The sequence below is a fragment of the Acidovorax facilis genome, assembly GCF_023913775.1.
Classification (GTDB): Bacteria; Pseudomonadota; Gammaproteobacteria; order Burkholderiales; family Burkholderiaceae_C; genus Acidovorax; species Acidovorax facilis.
Window position 1 is genome coordinate 79105 of sequence record NZ_JAMXAX010000008.1, and the last position, 16150, is coordinate 95254.

Genomic DNA, 16150 nt, shown 5'->3' on the forward strand with positions numbered 1-16150 from the left:
AAGTGCCGAAAGGCTGCGCCTATCTTGGAGCCAGAAGGTGTGAATGAGCCCCGCGTGCCCGAGCAGGCTGCCAAAACGTTTCCGATCTAGGCGCAAAGCGCAGCCGTAGCTCGGGCCATGGCGAGCATTTGCAACCACGAGCGGGAGCGTTTTGGCGGGATGAACGGGCATGTGGGGTTCGTTCACACCTTCTCAGGGGCCCGCCCTCCTGCGCAGGCCCAGTTGTTTGTCTCAACCCCTTTTCAGGAGCAAAACCATGAACTCTCTTGTGACACGCGGCAGTCTGTTTGACGACTTCTTCAAGGACATTGCACCGGGCTTTTACGTGCGCCCGCTGCACGGCGACAACCTGCCCAGCCCCGGCCAGATCAAGGTGGACGTGAAGGAAACCGAGGACGGCTACACCGTGTTGGCCGAAGTGCCCGGCGTGGCCAAGGAAGACATCCATGTCTCGCTCGAAGGCAATGTGGTCAGCCTGCGCGCCGAGGTGCGCCAGCACGATGAAAAACGCGAAGGCGAGAAGGTGCTGCGCTCGGAGCGCTACTACGGCGCGGTGGCCCGCAGCTTCCAGTTGCCTGCCGACGTGGACGCTGCACAAGCCAAGGCCAAATACGACAACGGTGTGCTGACGCTGAACCTGCCCAAGAAGGTGAACAAGGCGGCGCAGCGGTTGAACATCGAGTAACTCCATCGGACTTGCGCGAAAAAATGCAATCCACCGCCCCTCCCAGGGCGAGTGGGTTGGTTGATTCCGTGGCCGCAAGACGAACCTCAAACGGCGGTTGGGTCGCCCGCCAACGGCCTGCCGCATGCAGATCCATGGGGCTGCGTGGCCGGGGTCTCTGTTGCCCATGGAGCGGCGGATGGCCGTCCGGAGCGCCGCCGGATGGCGCTCCCCAATAGATGTTGAACCACTTCTTAAGCCTGCCCACAGCCAGTGCATGCGACCATGTCGGCCATGGCACCCGAACCGTGGTGCGTTTCAGGGAGGCGATCAAATGGTTTGCAGTGATGGAGTCCTTGCCCCGGTACGCCGCCTTGCGTGGCAAGCCCTTGCTGCCGGGGCGCTGTGGATAGCGTTTGCCGGGCACGCTGCAACCACACCCGCTGTGCCTGCCCCTCCACCCCGTTTCGACTGGTCGGGCCCTGCGGACGCCATGGCGGCTGCAGCGCTGGGCTCGTTGCGCGGCGCGGCTGAGGTGGGCGTGTGGCACGGGGGGCGGGCGCATTTCGGCACAGCCCGCAACCGCGTGGCGGAGGCTCCCGCGCAGGCTCTGTTTGAAGTGGGCTCGATCAGCAAGGTGTTTACCGGCCTGCTGCTGGCGCAGGCCGTAGAGCGCGGCGATCTGGCGCTGGACGACACGCTGGGCCGGCTGCTCAATGGCTCATCTGCGCTGGCTCCCGCCTTGCCCGCCCCGGTGGCCGCCATCACCTTGCGCCAACTCGTGACCCACACCTCCTGCCTGCCACGCTTGCCGGCGGACTTCCGCCACAATTCCGATCCCTCCAATCCTTATCTGCGCTACGACCGCCCTCGCCTGTGGCAAGCCCTGGCCGATGCACGGCTGGCCCAGTCGCCGCCGTGCGCTGGGGCATACAGCAACCTCGGTTTTGCGGTGCTGGGCGAGCTGCTGGCCCAGCGCTACGGCAAACCCTGGGCGGTGCTGGTGCACGAGCGCATCACCGGCCCGCTGGGCATGCAGGACACGGTGCAGTCTCTGGGCGACAAGGCCCCCCGCCTTGCTGCACCGCACGAGGGCGAGACGCCGGTGTCGGTGTGGGAGTTTGATGCCTTTGCCGGTGCGGGCGCCTTGCGCTCGACCACGGCCGACATGCTGGTGCTCAGCCGCGCGCTGCTGGCGGGCGCGCAAGGGCCCTTGGGCCCCGCGGCCGAGCGCCTGTTCACGCCGCTGGCGGACCACGACGGCGGCCAGATCGGCTACGCCATCATGCTGCGCGAGCGCGATGGGGTGCGCACCTGGCTGCATGGCGGCGGTACCGGGGGTTTTCGCAGCGTGTGGTTGCTGGCGCCCGACAGGGGTGAGGCGGTGATCGCCTTGGTGGGCAACGCGCGTGCCGCGCAGCAGGATGTGATGACGCCACTGTTGAAGCAGCGTTACCCCGTGCCGCCCGGTCAGCCCGCCACCGATGCGACCGTGCTTACCCCGCACGAAGGGGTGTACCGCGTATCTCCTGCCGTCGCCCTGAGCCTTGCCATGGTGGATGGGCAACTGCAAGCCCGCCCCACGGGTGGGGTGTTTGAGCCGCTGCAGGTGCTGGGGCCGGATGCGTTCACGCAGCCAGCCACCGGCCGCCAGTTCCGCTTGGAGCGCAATACGCAAGGCCGACCCACAGTGCTTCACTACACGCGCTTTGGAGCACGCCTGACGGCAACCCGGTCCGAAGAGCCGGTGCTTGGACTGGTACCACCCCAGGCCCAGGGCGTGCTGGCCCCTTACCTGGGCCGCTACCGGCTGCGCGGCGGCAATGTGCTGGATGTACAGGCTGAAGACGGTCGCCTGCAGGTGCGCCTGGGCTCGCAGCCGCGCTTCACGGTCTATCCGCTGTCAGGGCAGCCAGACCGGTTTGCGTATGACGCGGTACGGGCCGAGCTGGAGTTTGAGCGCTATCCCAGCGGCGAGGTGCGTGCCGTGGTGCTGCACCAGAACGGGCGCTTCCGGGCGCCCCGCCTGGAGCCCTGAACCGGCAGGCGTCAGAGGCTGAGAGTTTTTTAGCCGAGCCCGAAAGGCGCGCGAAAACGCCTCGGATCTAGGCGCAAAGCACAGCCATAGCTCGGGCTATGGCGAGCATTTGCAACGACGAGCCGGGACGTTTTGGCGTGCAAGGCAGGCATGGATAAAAGACTCTCAGCCTCTCAGTCAGTCGCCCGCGCTGATGCCGTCGCTGCGCAGTCGCAACACCCGGTCGGCCCGCGCCGCTGCAGCGTCTGAATGCGTGACCAGCACCAGCGACGCCCCGTGCTCGCGCGTCTGCGCCAGCAGCAGGTCCATCACGCGAGCGGCGGTGGTGGGGTCGAGGTTGCCGGTGGGTTCGTCGGCCAGCAGCAGGGCGGGGCGGTGCACGAGGGCACGGGCAATCGCCACGCGCTGCAGCTGCCCCCCGCTGAGCTGCTGCGGCAGCCGCGCGCCCAGGTCGGCCATGTCTACGGCGTCCAGCATCTGCTGTACGCGCGTCGGGTCTTTCTGGCCCAGCAGCATCAGCGGCAGGGCCACGTTCTGCGCTACGTCCAGGTGCGGCAGCACATGAAAGGCCTGGAACACAAAACCCACATGGGCGCGGCGCCACAGGGCGCGCTCTGTGTCGCTTAGCTGGCCCAGGTCGGTGGCGCCGTGCGTGATGCGGCCGGTGTCCCAGGTGTCGAGCCCGGCCAGGCAGTTGAGCAGGGTGGACTTGCCCACGCCCGAATCGCCCACGATGGCCACGAACTCGCCCGGCTCGACAGTGAAGTTCACGTGCGAGAACACCGGCGTTTCACCGTAATGTTTGCCCAGTTGTTCAGCGCGCAGCAGCGTCATGGGGTGATTGGCTCTTGTCCGCCCGGCTGCTGCTGCAGCCGCTGCAGCACGGCCTGCACGAGCTGGGCGACGGCGTGGGGTTGGTCGCAGGCGATGGTGTGGCGCTCGTGCATGCTGCGTAGCCAGGTGATCTGGCGCTTGGCCAGCTGGCGTGTGGCCGCAATGCCGCGCTCGCGCAAAAAGGCGAGGTTCAGCGGCGCGTCGGGGCCCTTGGCCGCCTGGAAGTCCAGCTCTTCCCACGCCTGGCGGTAGCCCACGCAGCGCATGGAGGGCAGGTCCGGGTGCAGGTCGCCGCGTGCGCGCAGGGCCCGCACTTCGTCGATGAAGCCGCTGGCCAGCATGGCGTCAAAACGCTGGGCAATGCGGCCGTGCAGCCAGGCGCGGTCGTCAGGTTCTAAGGAAAACAAGGCCCTAGCGCTTATCCCACAAGCGCTAACAGCTATCTTTTTAGTAGTGTGAAAGCTCGACAGGGGTTGGCCGGACACCTGCCACACCTCCAGCGCACGCTGGATGCGCTGGCTGTCGGCCGGGGCCAGGCGTGCGGCCGTCACGGGGTCTACGCGGGCCAGCTCGGCATGCAGCGCGGGCCAGCCCTGCTCTGCGGCCTGGGCTTCGATCTGTGCGCGCACGGCAGGGTCTGCGGCGGGCATGTCGTCAATGCCGTCAAACAGCGCCTTGAAGTACAGCATGGTGCCGCCCACCAGCAGCGGCAGGGCGCCGCGCGCACGGATCTCGGCGATGAGCCGCGTGGCGTCTTGCACGAACTCGGCCGCGCTGTAGGCCTGCAGCGGGTCGCGGATGTCGATAAGGTGGTGCGGGACAGCGGCAAGCTCGTCGGGCGTGGGCTTGGCGGTGCCGATGTCCATGCCCCGGTACACGAGGGCCGAGTCCACACTGATGATCTCCACCGGCGTGCCCTGCTTGCCCAGCACAGCCGCCAGCGCGAGGGCGCCCGCCGTCTTGCCCGAGGCTGTGGGGCCTGCCAGTGCGATGGCGGGCAGGGTGGTGTGCAACAGGGGCTCAGGCATGCTCACGCGGCGCTCCAAATTTTTGCACCAGCGTCCACGAGATCAGGGCCAGCACCACCGACCAGAACCAGATGCCGTTGACCAGCGGCCACACCGTGCCGTCCAGCCGCATCCCCAGCCAGCCGCCAATTCCGAACGCGGCGAGCATCATCATGAAACCGTTGAGTGCGGACGCCACGCCAGCCGCTTTGGGGAAGGGCCCCACCGCACCGCTTTGCCCGCAGGGCTGGTGGATGCCGTGGCCCAGCATGAACAGGTAAAAGGGCAGCAGCAGCGCCCAGGGCTGGTGCCAGCCCATGAAGGCCACGGCCGCCATCAGCGTACCGCCGCTCACGCTCAGCGCGCCAGCAATGGCCACGGTGCGCAGCAGGCCCTGGCGTACCAGCAGGCGCCGGCACAGGAAAGTGCCCGCGAGATACGCCACGCAGGCCGACGCCATCGTCCACCCGAACTGCGTGCGGGTGAGGCCCAGGACGTCGATGAAGACAAAAGAGGACGCGGCGAGAAAGGTGAACAGCCCGCCATAGGTGGCTGTGGTCTGCAGCGAGAACGCCCAGAAAGTGGGGCTGCGCAAAACCTGCATCCAGGTGCCAACCAGTGCACGGGGCTGCAGGGCTTTCGGGTTGCGGTGTGCCAGGGTCTCGGGCAAGCGCAGCGCCACCAGTGCCAGCGTGGCCACGGCATACACCGTGAGCGCCATCAGCGCCGCCCGCCAGCCCAGCCACTCGCTCAGCACCCCACCCAGTGGTGCACAGATGCAGGCCACAATTCCGAGCCCGGTGAGTGCCTTGGACATGGCGCGCGCGCCATCGAGCGGGGTGTACAGGTCGCGCACGATGGCCCGGGCACACATCACCACCGCGCCCATGGCGGCACCCTGGGCAATGCGCCACACGATGAGCAGTGTCATAGTGGGCGCAAAGGCGCTACCCAGCGAGGCCACGGTGTAGATGCCCAGCCCCGCCAGAAGGATGGGGCGGCGGCCAAAGCGGTCTGACAACGGCCCCCACACCATTTGCGAGCAGCCAAACGCCAGCAGCAGCCCGCTGAGCGTGAGCTGTGCCGCTGCCATCTGAGCGCCCAGGCTGCGCGTGAGGGCGGGCAATGCGGGCAGGTACAGGTCAGTGGTGACGGGCTGAATGGAGAGCAGCATGGCCAGCACCAGGATGGCCATGCCTGGGTTGATGGAGGCAGGGGGAGCAGCGCCAGCAGCTGCGGTAGAGGGAGCGGACATAACCGCTGGAGCGTACCAGACAGGGCCTTCGATACCGGCGCGGCCCAGGCCAGGGCAGCCGAGCAAGGGCCGCCCCGCAGCGAGGGCTGCGTCCCCCTGCCCGCAGCGCGCAGCGCTGCGAGAGCGGGGGAAGGCGCGCAGCGCCTCAGGGGGGTGTCTCTACCTCAGCTTGAACAGCGATGCCATGGCTTGCCGATACGCTGGTTGCCCTACCGAGTTGGTGTTGTGGTGCGACCCGCCTTCCACCAACACAAACTGCTTGGGCTCCTGCGCCGCCTCGAAGAGCTTGCGGCCCAGGGCGGGCTGGATCAGGCTGTCCTGGCTGCCGTGCACCACCAGCAGGGGCGAGCCGATCTCGGCCACCTTGCGGACGGACTCAAATCGCTGCGTGATCAGGCCCGACACGGGCAACCAGCCCCACTTAAAGGTGCTGACCACATCGGGGATGCTGGTGAACGTGCCTTCCACCATGGTGCCCTGTTCGTCGGACACCTGGCGGGCCAGGTCGATGGCAATGGCGCCGCCCAGCGAGTGGCCGAAGATGTAGCGGGGCTTGCCCGGTTGCTGCTGGGCCAGCCAGTCCCACGCGGCGCGGGCGTCTTCGCTGGCGGTCGCCTCGGACGGCAGCCCGGCGCTGCTTTGGCCGAAGCCCCGGTAGTCGATGGCCAGGACCGAAAAGCCCAGCTCCTGCATGCGCCGGATGCGGCCCGACGAGCCCGCCACGTTCCAGCGTGCACCGTGCAAATAGAGCAGCACCGGCGCATCGGCACGTTCATGGGCCAGCCACAGGCCATGCAGGCGCTCGGTCTTGCCGCTGGCGTCGGACTGGAAGTCGATCCAGACATCCTGCATGTCTGCCGTGGACTGCGCACCGCCCCAGCTGCGGTCGCTGGGCTGGAAGATCCATTCGCGCTGCTTGGCGTCGAGGGTGGCGCAGCCCGCCGTCACGGCTATGGCCAAGGTCAGGGTAACCAGGAGGGGGGTGCGCTTCATGGTGGAGACAGACTCGGCTTCGCGTCAGAAAGTTCTGACCGGCGAAGCAGGGTTTGTGCCCGTTTCCTGCAAATGGAGCGAAATGGCGGGCAACGCGCCTTCTTGTCCCATCTTCGGTTGCCTTGACTTCGGAACCGGGGTTACACCACGCCCTGCGCCAGCATGGCGTCGGCCACCTTCACAAAACCGGCGATGTTGGCGCCGTCCACGTAGCTCACGGTGCCATCGCTGCGTTTGCCGTAGTGCAGGCAGGCAGCGTGGATGCCCTGCATGATCTGCAGCAGGCGCGCGTCCACCTCTTCGCGCGGCCAGGAAAGGCGCGCGGCGTTCTGGCTCATCTCCAGACCCGATGTGGCCACGCCGCCTGCGTTGCTGGCCTTGCCCGGGGCATAGAGCACGCCCGCAGCCTCAAACGCCTTGGCTGCGTCGATGGTCGACGGCATGTTGGCGCCCTCGGCCACGCAGACCACGCCATTCTTGATGAGCACCGCAGCGTCGTTCGCGTCCAGTTCATTCTGGGTGGCGCAGGGCAGGGCCACATCCACTGGTACATGCCAAGGGCGTACCCCGGCTTCAAAGGTGGCGCCGGTGCGGGCTGCGTAGTCGCTCACGCGGCCATACAGATGATTCTTCACTTCCATGAGTTCGGCCAGCTTGGCAGGGGTGAAGCCGTCTTCGTCCACGATGGTGCCGCTCGAATCCGAGACCGTGACCACCTTGGCACCCAGTTCCATGGCCTTTTCGACGGCGTATTGCGCGACGTTGCCCGAACCGGAGACCGACACACGCAAGCCGTCGAGCGAGCGGCCTTTGGACTTGAGCATTTCCTGCGCAAAGTACACCGTGCCGTAGCCCGTGGCTTCGGGGCGCACCAGCGAGCCGCCAAACGACAGCCCCTTGCCGGTGAACACGCAGTCGGCCCGGTTGCTGAGCTTTTTCATCATGCCGGCCATGAAGCCCACCTCGCGGCCGCCCACGCCGATGTCGCCCGCTGGCACGTCCGTGTCGGCACCCACATGGCGGAACAGCTCGGACACAAAGGCCTGGCAAAAGCGCATGACTTCTCCCGGGCTCTTGCCCTTGGGGTCAAAGTCGCTGCCGCCCTTGCCGCCGCCCATGGGCAGGGTGGTCAGAGCGTTCTTGAAGGTCTGCTCAAACGCCAGAAACTTCAGCACCGACAGGTTGACCGACGGATGGAACCGGATGCCGCCCTTGTACGGGCCAATGGCCATGCTGTGCTGAATGCGGTAGCCCCGGTTCACCTGCACGCTGCCGTGGTCGTCCACCCACGACACGCGGAACATGACGATGCGCTCGGGCTCCACCAGGCGCTCCAGCAGGCCGTGCTCGGCGTAGCGGGGGTGTTCTTCAATGAAGGGCCACAGGCTTTCCATCACCTCGGTGACAGCTTGCAGAAACTCGGGCTGCCCTGGGTTGCGAAGGGCGACGTGTGAGAGGAAGCTGCCTGCGGACGCGTGTTTCATATTTCAAAAAACTTTCTGAAGATCAAGGGGCGGTGGCACGCCATGGCGCGCTGCAACATCGAATTATGTCTAAAAGTTATACGTTTATGCGTATGACTCTGCACAATGGTGGGGAATGTGGCAGGGTGATTGCCACTTTTTGGTGCGTTTGGATGGTGCAGTGAAGCTGTCATCCATTCGCAAAACGGGCGTCATCGCCTTGTCACAGGGGGCGCCCACAGTTCGGCGGTTCTAAACACAACGAGGAGAAGAGCATGCACATTTCTGGTGCTAAGTTGGGTGCGCTGGCCCTGGTGGCCACGCTGGCTGCTTGCGGTGGCAGCGATGACAACCCTTATCCCACTTTGAGCGGCGACAAGCCCCTGGTGATTGGCCACCGGGGTGCCGCGGGCTACCTGCCGGACCACACGCTCGAAGGCTACAAGCGGGCCATCGAGATGGGCGCCGATTTCATCGAGCCCGACCTGGTCGCCACCAAGGACGGTGCGCTCATTGCACGCCACGAGCCCAACATCACCGGCACCACCGATGTGTCCACCCGCGCCGAATTTGCCAGCCGCAAGACCAAGAAAGTGGTCGATGGCGTGGAAGAAGAAGGCTGGTTTGCCTCGGACTTCACCCTGGCCGAAATCAAGACCCTGCGCGCCATCCAGCCCCTGGCCGACCGTGACCAGTCTCACAACGGCAAGTACCAGATCCCCACGCTGGAAGAAGTGCTGGACCTGGCCAAGAGCGAAGGCTCCAAGGCGGGCCGCACGGTGGGTGTGTACCCCGAAACCAAGCACCCCACCTACCACGTTCGCCTGGGCCTGCCGCTCGAAGACCGCCTGCTCACCATCCTGGCCAAGTACAGCTACACCGCCAAGAGCTCGCCGGTCATCGTGCAGTCGTTTGAGGTCTCCAACCTCAAGTACCTGCGCACCAAGACCCAGATCCGCCTGGTGCAACTGGTGGACGCGAACGACGTGAACCCCGACGGCAGCATGGACCTGACCGCGCCCTACGACAAGCCCTACGACTTTGCCGTGGCGGGAGATACTCGCACTTTCGCCAGCCTGCTGACGCCTGCGGGCCTGAAGGAAGTGAAGACCTACGCCGACGGCATCGGCCCGTGGAAGCCCTACCTGATCCCCTCCAAGCAGGTGGACGCCAACAAGGACGGCAAGGCCGACGACCTCAATGGTGACGGCAAGATCGACGAACGCGACCGCGTGATGATGCCCGCCACCGACGTGGTGAAAAACGCCCACGCCGCAGGCCTGCTGGTGCACCCCTACACCTTCCGCAGCGAGGCCAAGCGCCTGGCGTCGGACTTCAAGGGCGACCCCAAGGCGGAATACAAGCTGTTCTATCAGCTGGGCGTGGATGGCGTGTTCAGCGACTTCCCGGACCATGCCAAGGCGGCGCGGGATAACTGAAGCCCACTGATGCCCGGCGCGCCTTCCCCCAAAGGGGGACGTACCCGGTGGGCCGGCAAGGCCGGTTCCACGGGTGCTCTGGCCTGGGGCTGTGCCGGTTGTGGCGGCCCCAGGGCTTGATGTGCAGGTGGTCCATCGGCCCTCGGGCCGATCTTTTTGCGGGTACCTTACCGGCCCCGCAGGAACAGCGCATCCAGTTCCTTCATGCTGAGCTGCCGCCACGTTGGCCGTCCGTGGTTGCACTGGTCGCTGCGGTCCGTGGTTTCCATCTGCCGCAGGAGCGCGTTCATCTCGTCGATGGTGAGCTTGCGGTTGGCGCGCACGGCGCCGTGGCAGGCCATGGTGCCCAGGATTTCGTTGCGCGCGCGTTGCACCACGGTGGTGGCGTCGTGGGCGGCCAGTTCGGCCAGCACGCTGCGGGCCAGTTCGACCGGGTCGCCCTGGGCCAGCGTGGTGGGCACGGCGCGCACGGCCAGGGTCTTGGGGGGGAACGGCACGACTTCCATGCCCAGCGTGGCCAATACCTCGGCCGATTCTTCGGCGATGGCGACCTCTTGCGGGGTGGCGGCAAAGGTGGCGGGGATCAGCAGGGGCTGGCTGGCAATGCGGGCGCCGCTGTCCACCTGGGACTTGAGGCGTTCGTAGACGATGCGTTCGTGCGCGGCGTGCATGTCCACGATGACCATGCCCTGGGCGTTTTCGGCCAGGATGTAGACCCCGTGCAGTTGGGCCACGGCCTTGCCCAGCGGCCAGGCCGTGCCGTTGCCGCCCTGGCCCTGGAGCCAGGTGGCTTCATTCGCGGTGCTGTTGTTGGCCCCGGCCGTAGCAGGGGGGGCGAATGACGTGGGCGTCACGGGCTGCGGCATGGCATCTGCCTCGCCGGTGTTGGCCGCAGCGCCCCAGTTCACCAGCGGTGCGGTGAGCCCTGCAGACGGTGTGGCTGCGTCCTCTTTCCTTGGCCCCCACAGCGCCTGCAGGTCGGCCACATGGTGGCCACGTTCTTCAAATTTGATAGCTGCTTGCGCTTGTCTGTTAAGCGCCAGAGGCTGATCTGGCTTGAAATTCTCAATGGGGGCCTGTGCCGTGGAGCCCGTGTCTGCTGAAGCGGCAGCCCCTGCAGCCGCCGCCAGCGCTGCGGCGCGGGGCGCTGCCAGCGCGTTCTCCACGGCGTGGCGCACGGCCTGGTGCACCTCGCGGCTGTCTCTGAAGCGCACTTCGATCTTGGTGGGGTGCACGTTCACGTCCACGCGCGCCGGGTCGATTTCCACATACAGCGCGTAGATGGGCTGCTTGTGGCCGTGCAGCACGTCTTCGTACGCGCTACGGGCGGCGTGGGTGAGCACCTTGTCGCGCACGAAGCGGCCATTGACGTAGCAATACTGGTGGTCGGGGCGCGAGCGGGCGGCGTCGGGCAGGCCTGCGCGGCCGGTCACGATGACGGGCCCCACGCGGTGCTGCACGGCCACCGACTGGGTGACGAAGTCTTCGCCCAGCACATCCGACAGGCGGCGGGCCAGTGCGTCCTGCGCATCCCCCTGGCCGGGCACAAAAGTGGCGCGCCACTGCTCCACCAGCTTGCCTTCGTGCCAGATGGCAAATCCCACATCGGGCCGGGCCAGTGCGTGGCGGCGCACGGATTCGATGCAGTGGGCCAGTTCGGTCGCGTCGGTCTTCAAGAACTTGCGGCGCGCGGGGGTGGAAAAGAACAGCTCCTTCACCTCCACGGTGGTGCCGGTGCTGCGCGCGGCGGGGCGCAGCTCGCCGCTGCGGGCGTCCAGCAAAAAGGCGTTGGACTGGGCGATGGGGCGGGAGAGCAGCGACATCTCCGACACCGAGGCAATCGCAGCCAGCGCCTCGCCCCGAAAACCCATGGTGGCCACGGTTTCCAGGTCGTTCAGGTTGGTGATCTTGCTGGTGGCGTGGCGGCGCAAGGCCACGGGCAGCTCTTCGTGTGGAATGCCGCCGCCGTCGTCTTCCACGGTGATCAGGCGCACGCCGCCGGCCGACAGGCGCACGGTGATTTGCGTGGCGCCTGCATCCAGCGCGTTGTCCACCAGCTCGCGCACCACCGAGGCGGGGCGTTCCACCACCTCACCGGCGGCGATCTGGCTGATCAGCTCGTCCGGCAGGTCGCGGATGGGGCGGCGGGTGGTGAGGTGCGTAAAAGAGGCAGGCTCTGCCGCTGCAAGGGTGGGGGTGGTGTCGTTCACCCGGCCAATTTTAGGGCGGGGGCCGCGCAGGGGTATCGGCCGGTGCCTATTGGCCGATGGGGATAATGCCCGCAACTTTTTTGCGTCCGGTGCCCCCACCGGCTACCCCATGGAACTGGTGACCTTTCTGATCGACTTCATCCTGCATGTCGACAAGTACCTCGAAGCCTTTGTGCAAACCTATGGCGCCTGGGTGTATGCGCTGTTGTTCCTGATCGTATTCGTCGAAACCGGTGTGGTGGTCATGCCGTTTTTGCCCGGCGACTCACTGCTGTTCATCGTGGGCGCGCTCTGCGGCGCGGGGATGATGAGTTTTCCACTGGCCTGCGCGGTGCTCATCGCGGCGGCCATTCTGGGGGACCAGTGCAACTATTCGATTGGCCGCTTCTTTGGCCCCAAGGTGTTCCAGTGGGAGGACTCGCGCTGGTTCAACCGCCGGGCCTTCAACCAGGCGCACGATTTTTACGAGCGCTATGGGGGTATCACCATCATCCTCGCGCGTTTCATGCCCTTCATCCGCACGTTTGCGCCCTTTGTGGCGGGCGTGGCCGAGATGAGCCGGGCCAAGTTCACAGCGTTCAACGTGGCCGGGGCCCTCATCTGGGTGCTGGGCATTTGCTCCGCTGGCTACTTCTTTGGCAACTTTGCCTGGGTCAAGGAGAACCTGGACAAGATCATCTGGGCGATGATTTTTGTGCCCGGCCTGATCGCGATTTTTGGCGCCTGGCGGGCTGGGCGGCAGGCCAAGGCGGCCTGATTTATCAATTGCAAATGCTATAAAAAATATAGCTGCTGGCGCTTACAAAATAAGCGCTAGCAGCTATTTTTATGCCTGATGCCCAGAGGGTCAGGCACTGAAGGGGAATTAACGGCGGTAGGGCTTGCGTTGATCGCGGTCTTCGCCGATCTCATGGCCGATGAGGGCACCGGCCGCCGCACCGCCGATGGTGCCTACGGGCCCGCCAAAGACAGCGTTGCCAGCTACACCGCCGACCACGGCACCTACACCGGTGCCCACCTGGGCGCCCGACGGATTGGAAGCGCAACCACCCAGAGCAAGGGCTGCAGTGCAGGTGGTGGCAAGAAGGATGTGACGGATTTTCATGGCAGGAGTCCTTTATGAATGGAGTCAGGCCTGGGGTCCCAGCAGCGGGTGCGTTGGGGCTCGACCTGTGGTTTCACTATCCATTCGGCGGCTGGGGCCCGGCGTAGGCAGCTGTGGCAAGCGTCTGTAGGACATGGGGCCTCGTGCGGGGCGGGCGCTGCGGTTGGCCGTAAGGCGTCCTTGGCCCATGGGCCAGAGCCCTGCGATCAGGGTTTACGTGGCCCGTGGGGTGGTTGCCAACGGGCGGGCGCAGGAAGATCATTTCTTCTCTCTGCAAACCCATCACATACATCTACAAAAGGGGACACCATGGACCAGCAACCACGGGGGATGGGGGCGCAGCTGACGGTTGCGCAACAGATTGGATTGATTGTGGGGGTGGCTGTTTTTGCGCTGGTGCTCATCCTGGCCCTGAGCCTGGTGCGGGTACAGACCCTGGGCAATACGGTGGACCGCCTGGCCACCGAGCAGGTCGAGCGGCTGCAGCTGGCACTGCGCTGGCGCAGCAACATTGCCGTTAACTCCACGCGGGTGTTCTCCATCGTCCAGACGGAGGGCGATGACCTGCAGAACTACTTCAAGGACGTCGTGGCGGCCACCACCGCTGACACCAGCAAGGTGCAAAAGCGCTACACCGAGCTGGAAAACAGCCCGCAGGGGCTGCTCATCCAGGAGGAATTGGCCACCATCCGCAAGTCTTACCTGGAGACACGGGACAAGTCGCTCGCGCTGAAGAAGGCGGGCGACATGGCCCAGGCGCGCGCCTATGCGCTGGGCAGCTTTGCACCGGTGCTGGACAAGTACAACGCCGTGGCCGACAAGATGGTGAACTACCAGGTGCAACGCTCAGCCGAGCAGGCGGCCGAGGCGGCGGGCTTGATCCAGTCCTACCGCATGACCGTGCTGGCGGCGGGTGTGGCGGGGCTGGCGCTGCTGGTGGTGTTGTCGTGGGTGGTGGTACGGCGCATCCGCCGCTCGCTGGGGGAAGTGAGCGCCGTCGCCCAGCGCATTGGCGAGGGTGATCTGTCGCAGCCCATCCATGCCAGCGGGCGGGGCGAGGTGGCCGAGATGATGCGGGCGATGGAGGCCATGCAGACCTCGCTGGTGCGCATCGTGGGCGATGTGCGCCACAGCAGCGACAGCATTGCCACCGGCTCCAGCGAAATCGCCTCGGGCAATGCCGACCTGAGCCAGCGCACCGAGGAGCAGGCCAGCAACCTGGAGCAGACCGCAGCCTCGATGGAGGAGATCACCAGCACCGTGAAGAACAATGCCGACACTGCCCAGCGCGCCGCCGTGCTGGCGGGCACCGCATCGGCTGCGGCCGTGAAGGGTGGCGAGGTGGTGGGCCAGGTGGTGGCCACGATGCAGGACATTTCGGCCGCATCGCGCAAGATCACCGACATCATTGCGGTGATAGATGGCATCGCGTTCCAGACCAACATCCTGGCGCTCAATGCCGCTGTGGAAGCCGCCCGCGCGGGCGAGCAGGGCCGGGGTTTTGCTGTGGTGGCCAGCGAGGTGCGCAATTTGGCCCAGCGCAGTGCCGAGGCTGCCAAAGAGATCAAGGCCCTGATTGGTGCCAGCGTGGAGAAGGTGGATGCTGGTACGCACCTGGTCGGCAACGCGGGGCAGAGCATCGAGGACATCGTCGCCCAGGTCAAACGCGTGAGTGACCTGATCGGCGAAATATCGAGTGCGACGGGCGAGCAGACCATTGGCATCAGTCAGGTGGGCGAGGCCGTCACACAGCTCGACCAGGTCACGCAGCAGAACGCGGCGCTCGTGGAGCAGAGCGCCGCTGCGGCCGACAGCCTCAAGCACCAGGCTGCCAAGCTGGCCGAAATTGTGAGCGTGTTCCGGCTGGGGCGCTGAGCGGGTGCGGATCGGCGGATGGGCCTATGCTGCTTGGGTAGGCTTGAGGCACATGGTGACCAGCAGCGATGCATCCTCCACGGCTTTGAGCGAGTGCAGTGCGCGGGGCGCAAGGTGCACAAAATCGCCCGCGCGCAGTTGCTGAACGCCGTGCTCGCTGACAAATTCCACCATGCCCTCAATGCACAACACGGTGCCCTCGCCGGGGGTCTGGTGTTCTTTCATGGATTTGCCCACCGGCAGCACCACGCGTATCACTTCAAGCTGACCTGCTTTGAGGATGGCGGTGGTGACGGTTTCGGGTAAACGGTCGCCCAGGGGGCGCATGCTGACGATCTGGCCGGATTGGGCGTGGGGCAGTGCCATGGCATTTCTCCTTGCTCGTCGGGGCGCGGTGCGCGCCCGGCCGATGCAGGCTACTGTGCCTGCAGTTGGCAGTGCGCGCAAGGTGGGTTGGCCGCCCCGCGCGCAATGTCCTGACCTTGCTACACCGACCGGCTGCGCGCCAGCGGCGGGTTCTTGGCAAAGTAACGCGTGATGCCGCGCATCAGCGCATCGGCCAGTTGTTCCTGGTAGGCACTGCTGCGCAGGCGCTTTTCTTCCTCGGGGTTGCTGATAAAGGCGGTTTCGACCAATACGCTCGGAATATCGGGCGCCTTCAGCACCGCAAAACCGGCCTGCTCCACGCGCGGCTTGTGCAGCTTGGCCATGCCGCCGATCTCGCCCAGCAGCACGGTGCCCAGCTTCAGGCTGTCGTTGATCTGTGCGGTGGTGCTCATGTCCAGCAGCGCGCGCTGCACGTGCTGGTCTTTGGACTGCACGTTGATCCCGCCCACCAGGTCGGCCTGGTTTTCCTTGTTGGCCAGCCAGCGTGCAGCCGTGCTGGAGGCGCCACCCTGGCTCAGCGCAAACACGCTGGCGCCCCGCGCGGCGGGGGTGGTGAACGCGTCGGCGTGGATGCTGACGAACAGGTCGGCCTGCACGCGCCGCGCCTTTTGCACGCGGGTGCTCAGGGGCACAAAGTAGTCGCCGTCGCGCGTCAGGTAGGCGCGCATGGGGTTGCCGCCCACGGTGGTGGCGTTGATGCGATCGCGCAGCAGGTGCGCCACGCGCAGTACTACGTCTTTTTCGCGCGTGCCTGCGGGGCCGATGGCGCCGGGGTCTTCGCCGCCATGGCCAGGGTCCAGCGCCACGATGATGATGCGGTCGGTCTGGGTGGATGTAGCACGGTTGCCGGGGCGCGCGGGTTCTGGCGGTGGCGGCGCGG

At 66.0% G+C, this 16150-nt stretch carries 14 protein-coding genes; 5 read left to right on the plus strand and 9 right to left on the minus strand.

The window, feature by feature from the left end; all coding sequences use genetic code 11:
• Positions 1-256 precede the first annotated feature (256 nt).
• Positions 257-685, plus strand: a complete 429-nt coding sequence (locus NFX52_RS04865; RefSeq protein ID WP_055393269.1) for an Hsp20/alpha crystallin family protein — start codon at positions 257-259, stop codon at positions 683-685.
• 313 nt (positions 686-998) lie between these two features.
• Positions 999-2702, plus strand: coding sequence for a serine hydrolase (locus NFX52_RS04870; protein ID WP_207401901.1), 1704 nt, complete (start codon positions 999-1001; stop codon positions 2700-2702).
• 177 nt (positions 2703-2879) lie between these two features.
• On the opposite strand, the gene NFX52_RS04875 is transcribed toward NFX52_RS04870, so the two are convergent.
• The 5 genes from NFX52_RS04875 to gdhA form a co-directional block, all read right to left on the minus strand.
• Positions 2880-3536, minus strand: coding sequence for an ABC transporter ATP-binding protein (locus NFX52_RS04875; protein ID WP_055393273.1), 657 nt, complete (start codon positions 3534-3536; stop codon positions 2880-2882).
• Positions 3533-4564, minus strand: coding sequence for a tRNA (adenosine(37)-N6)-dimethylallyltransferase MiaA (miaA, locus tag NFX52_RS04880; protein WP_055393302.1), 1032 nt, complete (start codon positions 4562-4564; stop codon positions 3533-3535). The genes NFX52_RS04875 and miaA overlap by 4 nt, the downstream gene beginning before the upstream one ends.
• Positions 4557-5798, minus strand: a complete 1242-nt coding sequence (locus NFX52_RS04885) for a multidrug effflux MFS transporter (protein ID WP_055393275.1) — start codon at positions 5796-5798, stop codon at positions 4557-4559. Before NFX52_RS04885 ends, miaA begins: the two co-directional genes overlap by 8 nt.
• 159 nt (positions 5799-5957) lie before the next feature.
• The gene (locus tag NFX52_RS04890; protein ID WP_055393278.1) at positions 5958-6791 is read right to left on the minus strand and encodes an alpha/beta hydrolase; all 834 of its coding nucleotides are present in this window, start codon (positions 6789-6791) and stop codon (positions 5958-5960) included.
• 140 nt (positions 6792-6931) lie between these two features.
• Entirely contained in the window at positions 6932-8275 is a 1344-nt protein-coding gene (gene gdhA, locus NFX52_RS04895; RefSeq protein WP_055393279.1) for an NADP-specific glutamate dehydrogenase, read from the minus strand.
• 254 nt (positions 8276-8529) lie between these two features.
• On the opposite strand from gdhA, the gene NFX52_RS04900 reads away from it, so the two are divergent.
• Complete coding sequence (locus tag NFX52_RS04900) at positions 8530-9693, plus strand: glycerophosphodiester phosphodiesterase (protein ID WP_055393281.1); 1164 nt, start codon at positions 8530-8532, stop codon at positions 9691-9693.
• A 167-nt stretch (positions 9694-9860) separates the two neighbouring features.
• Here the strand turns inward: NFX52_RS04900 and mutL are convergent, their stop codons facing one another.
• The gene (mutL, locus tag NFX52_RS04905) at positions 9861-11903 is read right to left on the minus strand and encodes a DNA mismatch repair endonuclease MutL (RefSeq protein WP_252635498.1); all 2043 of its coding nucleotides are present in this window, start codon (positions 11901-11903) and stop codon (positions 9861-9863) included.
• A 109-nt stretch (positions 11904-12012) separates the two neighbouring features.
• Here mutL and NFX52_RS04910 point away from each other — a divergent pair, with 109 nt between their 5' ends.
• Positions 12013-12660 (plus strand): DedA family protein, encoded by a 648-nt coding sequence (locus NFX52_RS04910; protein WP_121420696.1) that lies wholly within the window; start codon positions 12013-12015, stop codon positions 12658-12660.
• A 108-nt stretch (positions 12661-12768) separates the two neighbouring features.
• On the opposite strand, the gene NFX52_RS04915 is transcribed toward NFX52_RS04910, so the two are convergent.
• On the minus strand, positions 12769-13008 hold the full coding sequence (locus NFX52_RS04915) for a YMGG-like glycine zipper-containing protein (RefSeq protein WP_082437237.1): 240 nt from the start codon (positions 13006-13008) through the stop codon (positions 12769-12771).
• Between the two features lie 309 nt (positions 13009-13317).
• Between NFX52_RS04915 and NFX52_RS04920 the strand changes: the two genes are divergently transcribed.
• Positions 13318-14883, plus strand: a complete 1566-nt coding sequence (locus NFX52_RS04920; protein WP_252635500.1) for a methyl-accepting chemotaxis protein — start codon at positions 13318-13320, stop codon at positions 14881-14883.
• Between the two features lie 24 nt (positions 14884-14907).
• On the opposite strand, the gene NFX52_RS04925 is transcribed toward NFX52_RS04920, so the two are convergent.
• Both NFX52_RS04925 and NFX52_RS04930 read right to left on the minus strand, forming a co-directional pair.
• Positions 14908-15249, minus strand: a complete 342-nt coding sequence (locus NFX52_RS04925) for a cupin domain-containing protein (protein ID WP_055393289.1) — start codon at positions 15247-15249, stop codon at positions 14908-14910.
• 119 nt (positions 15250-15368) lie between these two features.
• On the minus strand, positions 15369-16150 hold a 782-nt coding region (locus tag NFX52_RS04930; protein WP_252635501.1), incomplete at its 5' end, for an N-acetylmuramoyl-L-alanine amidase.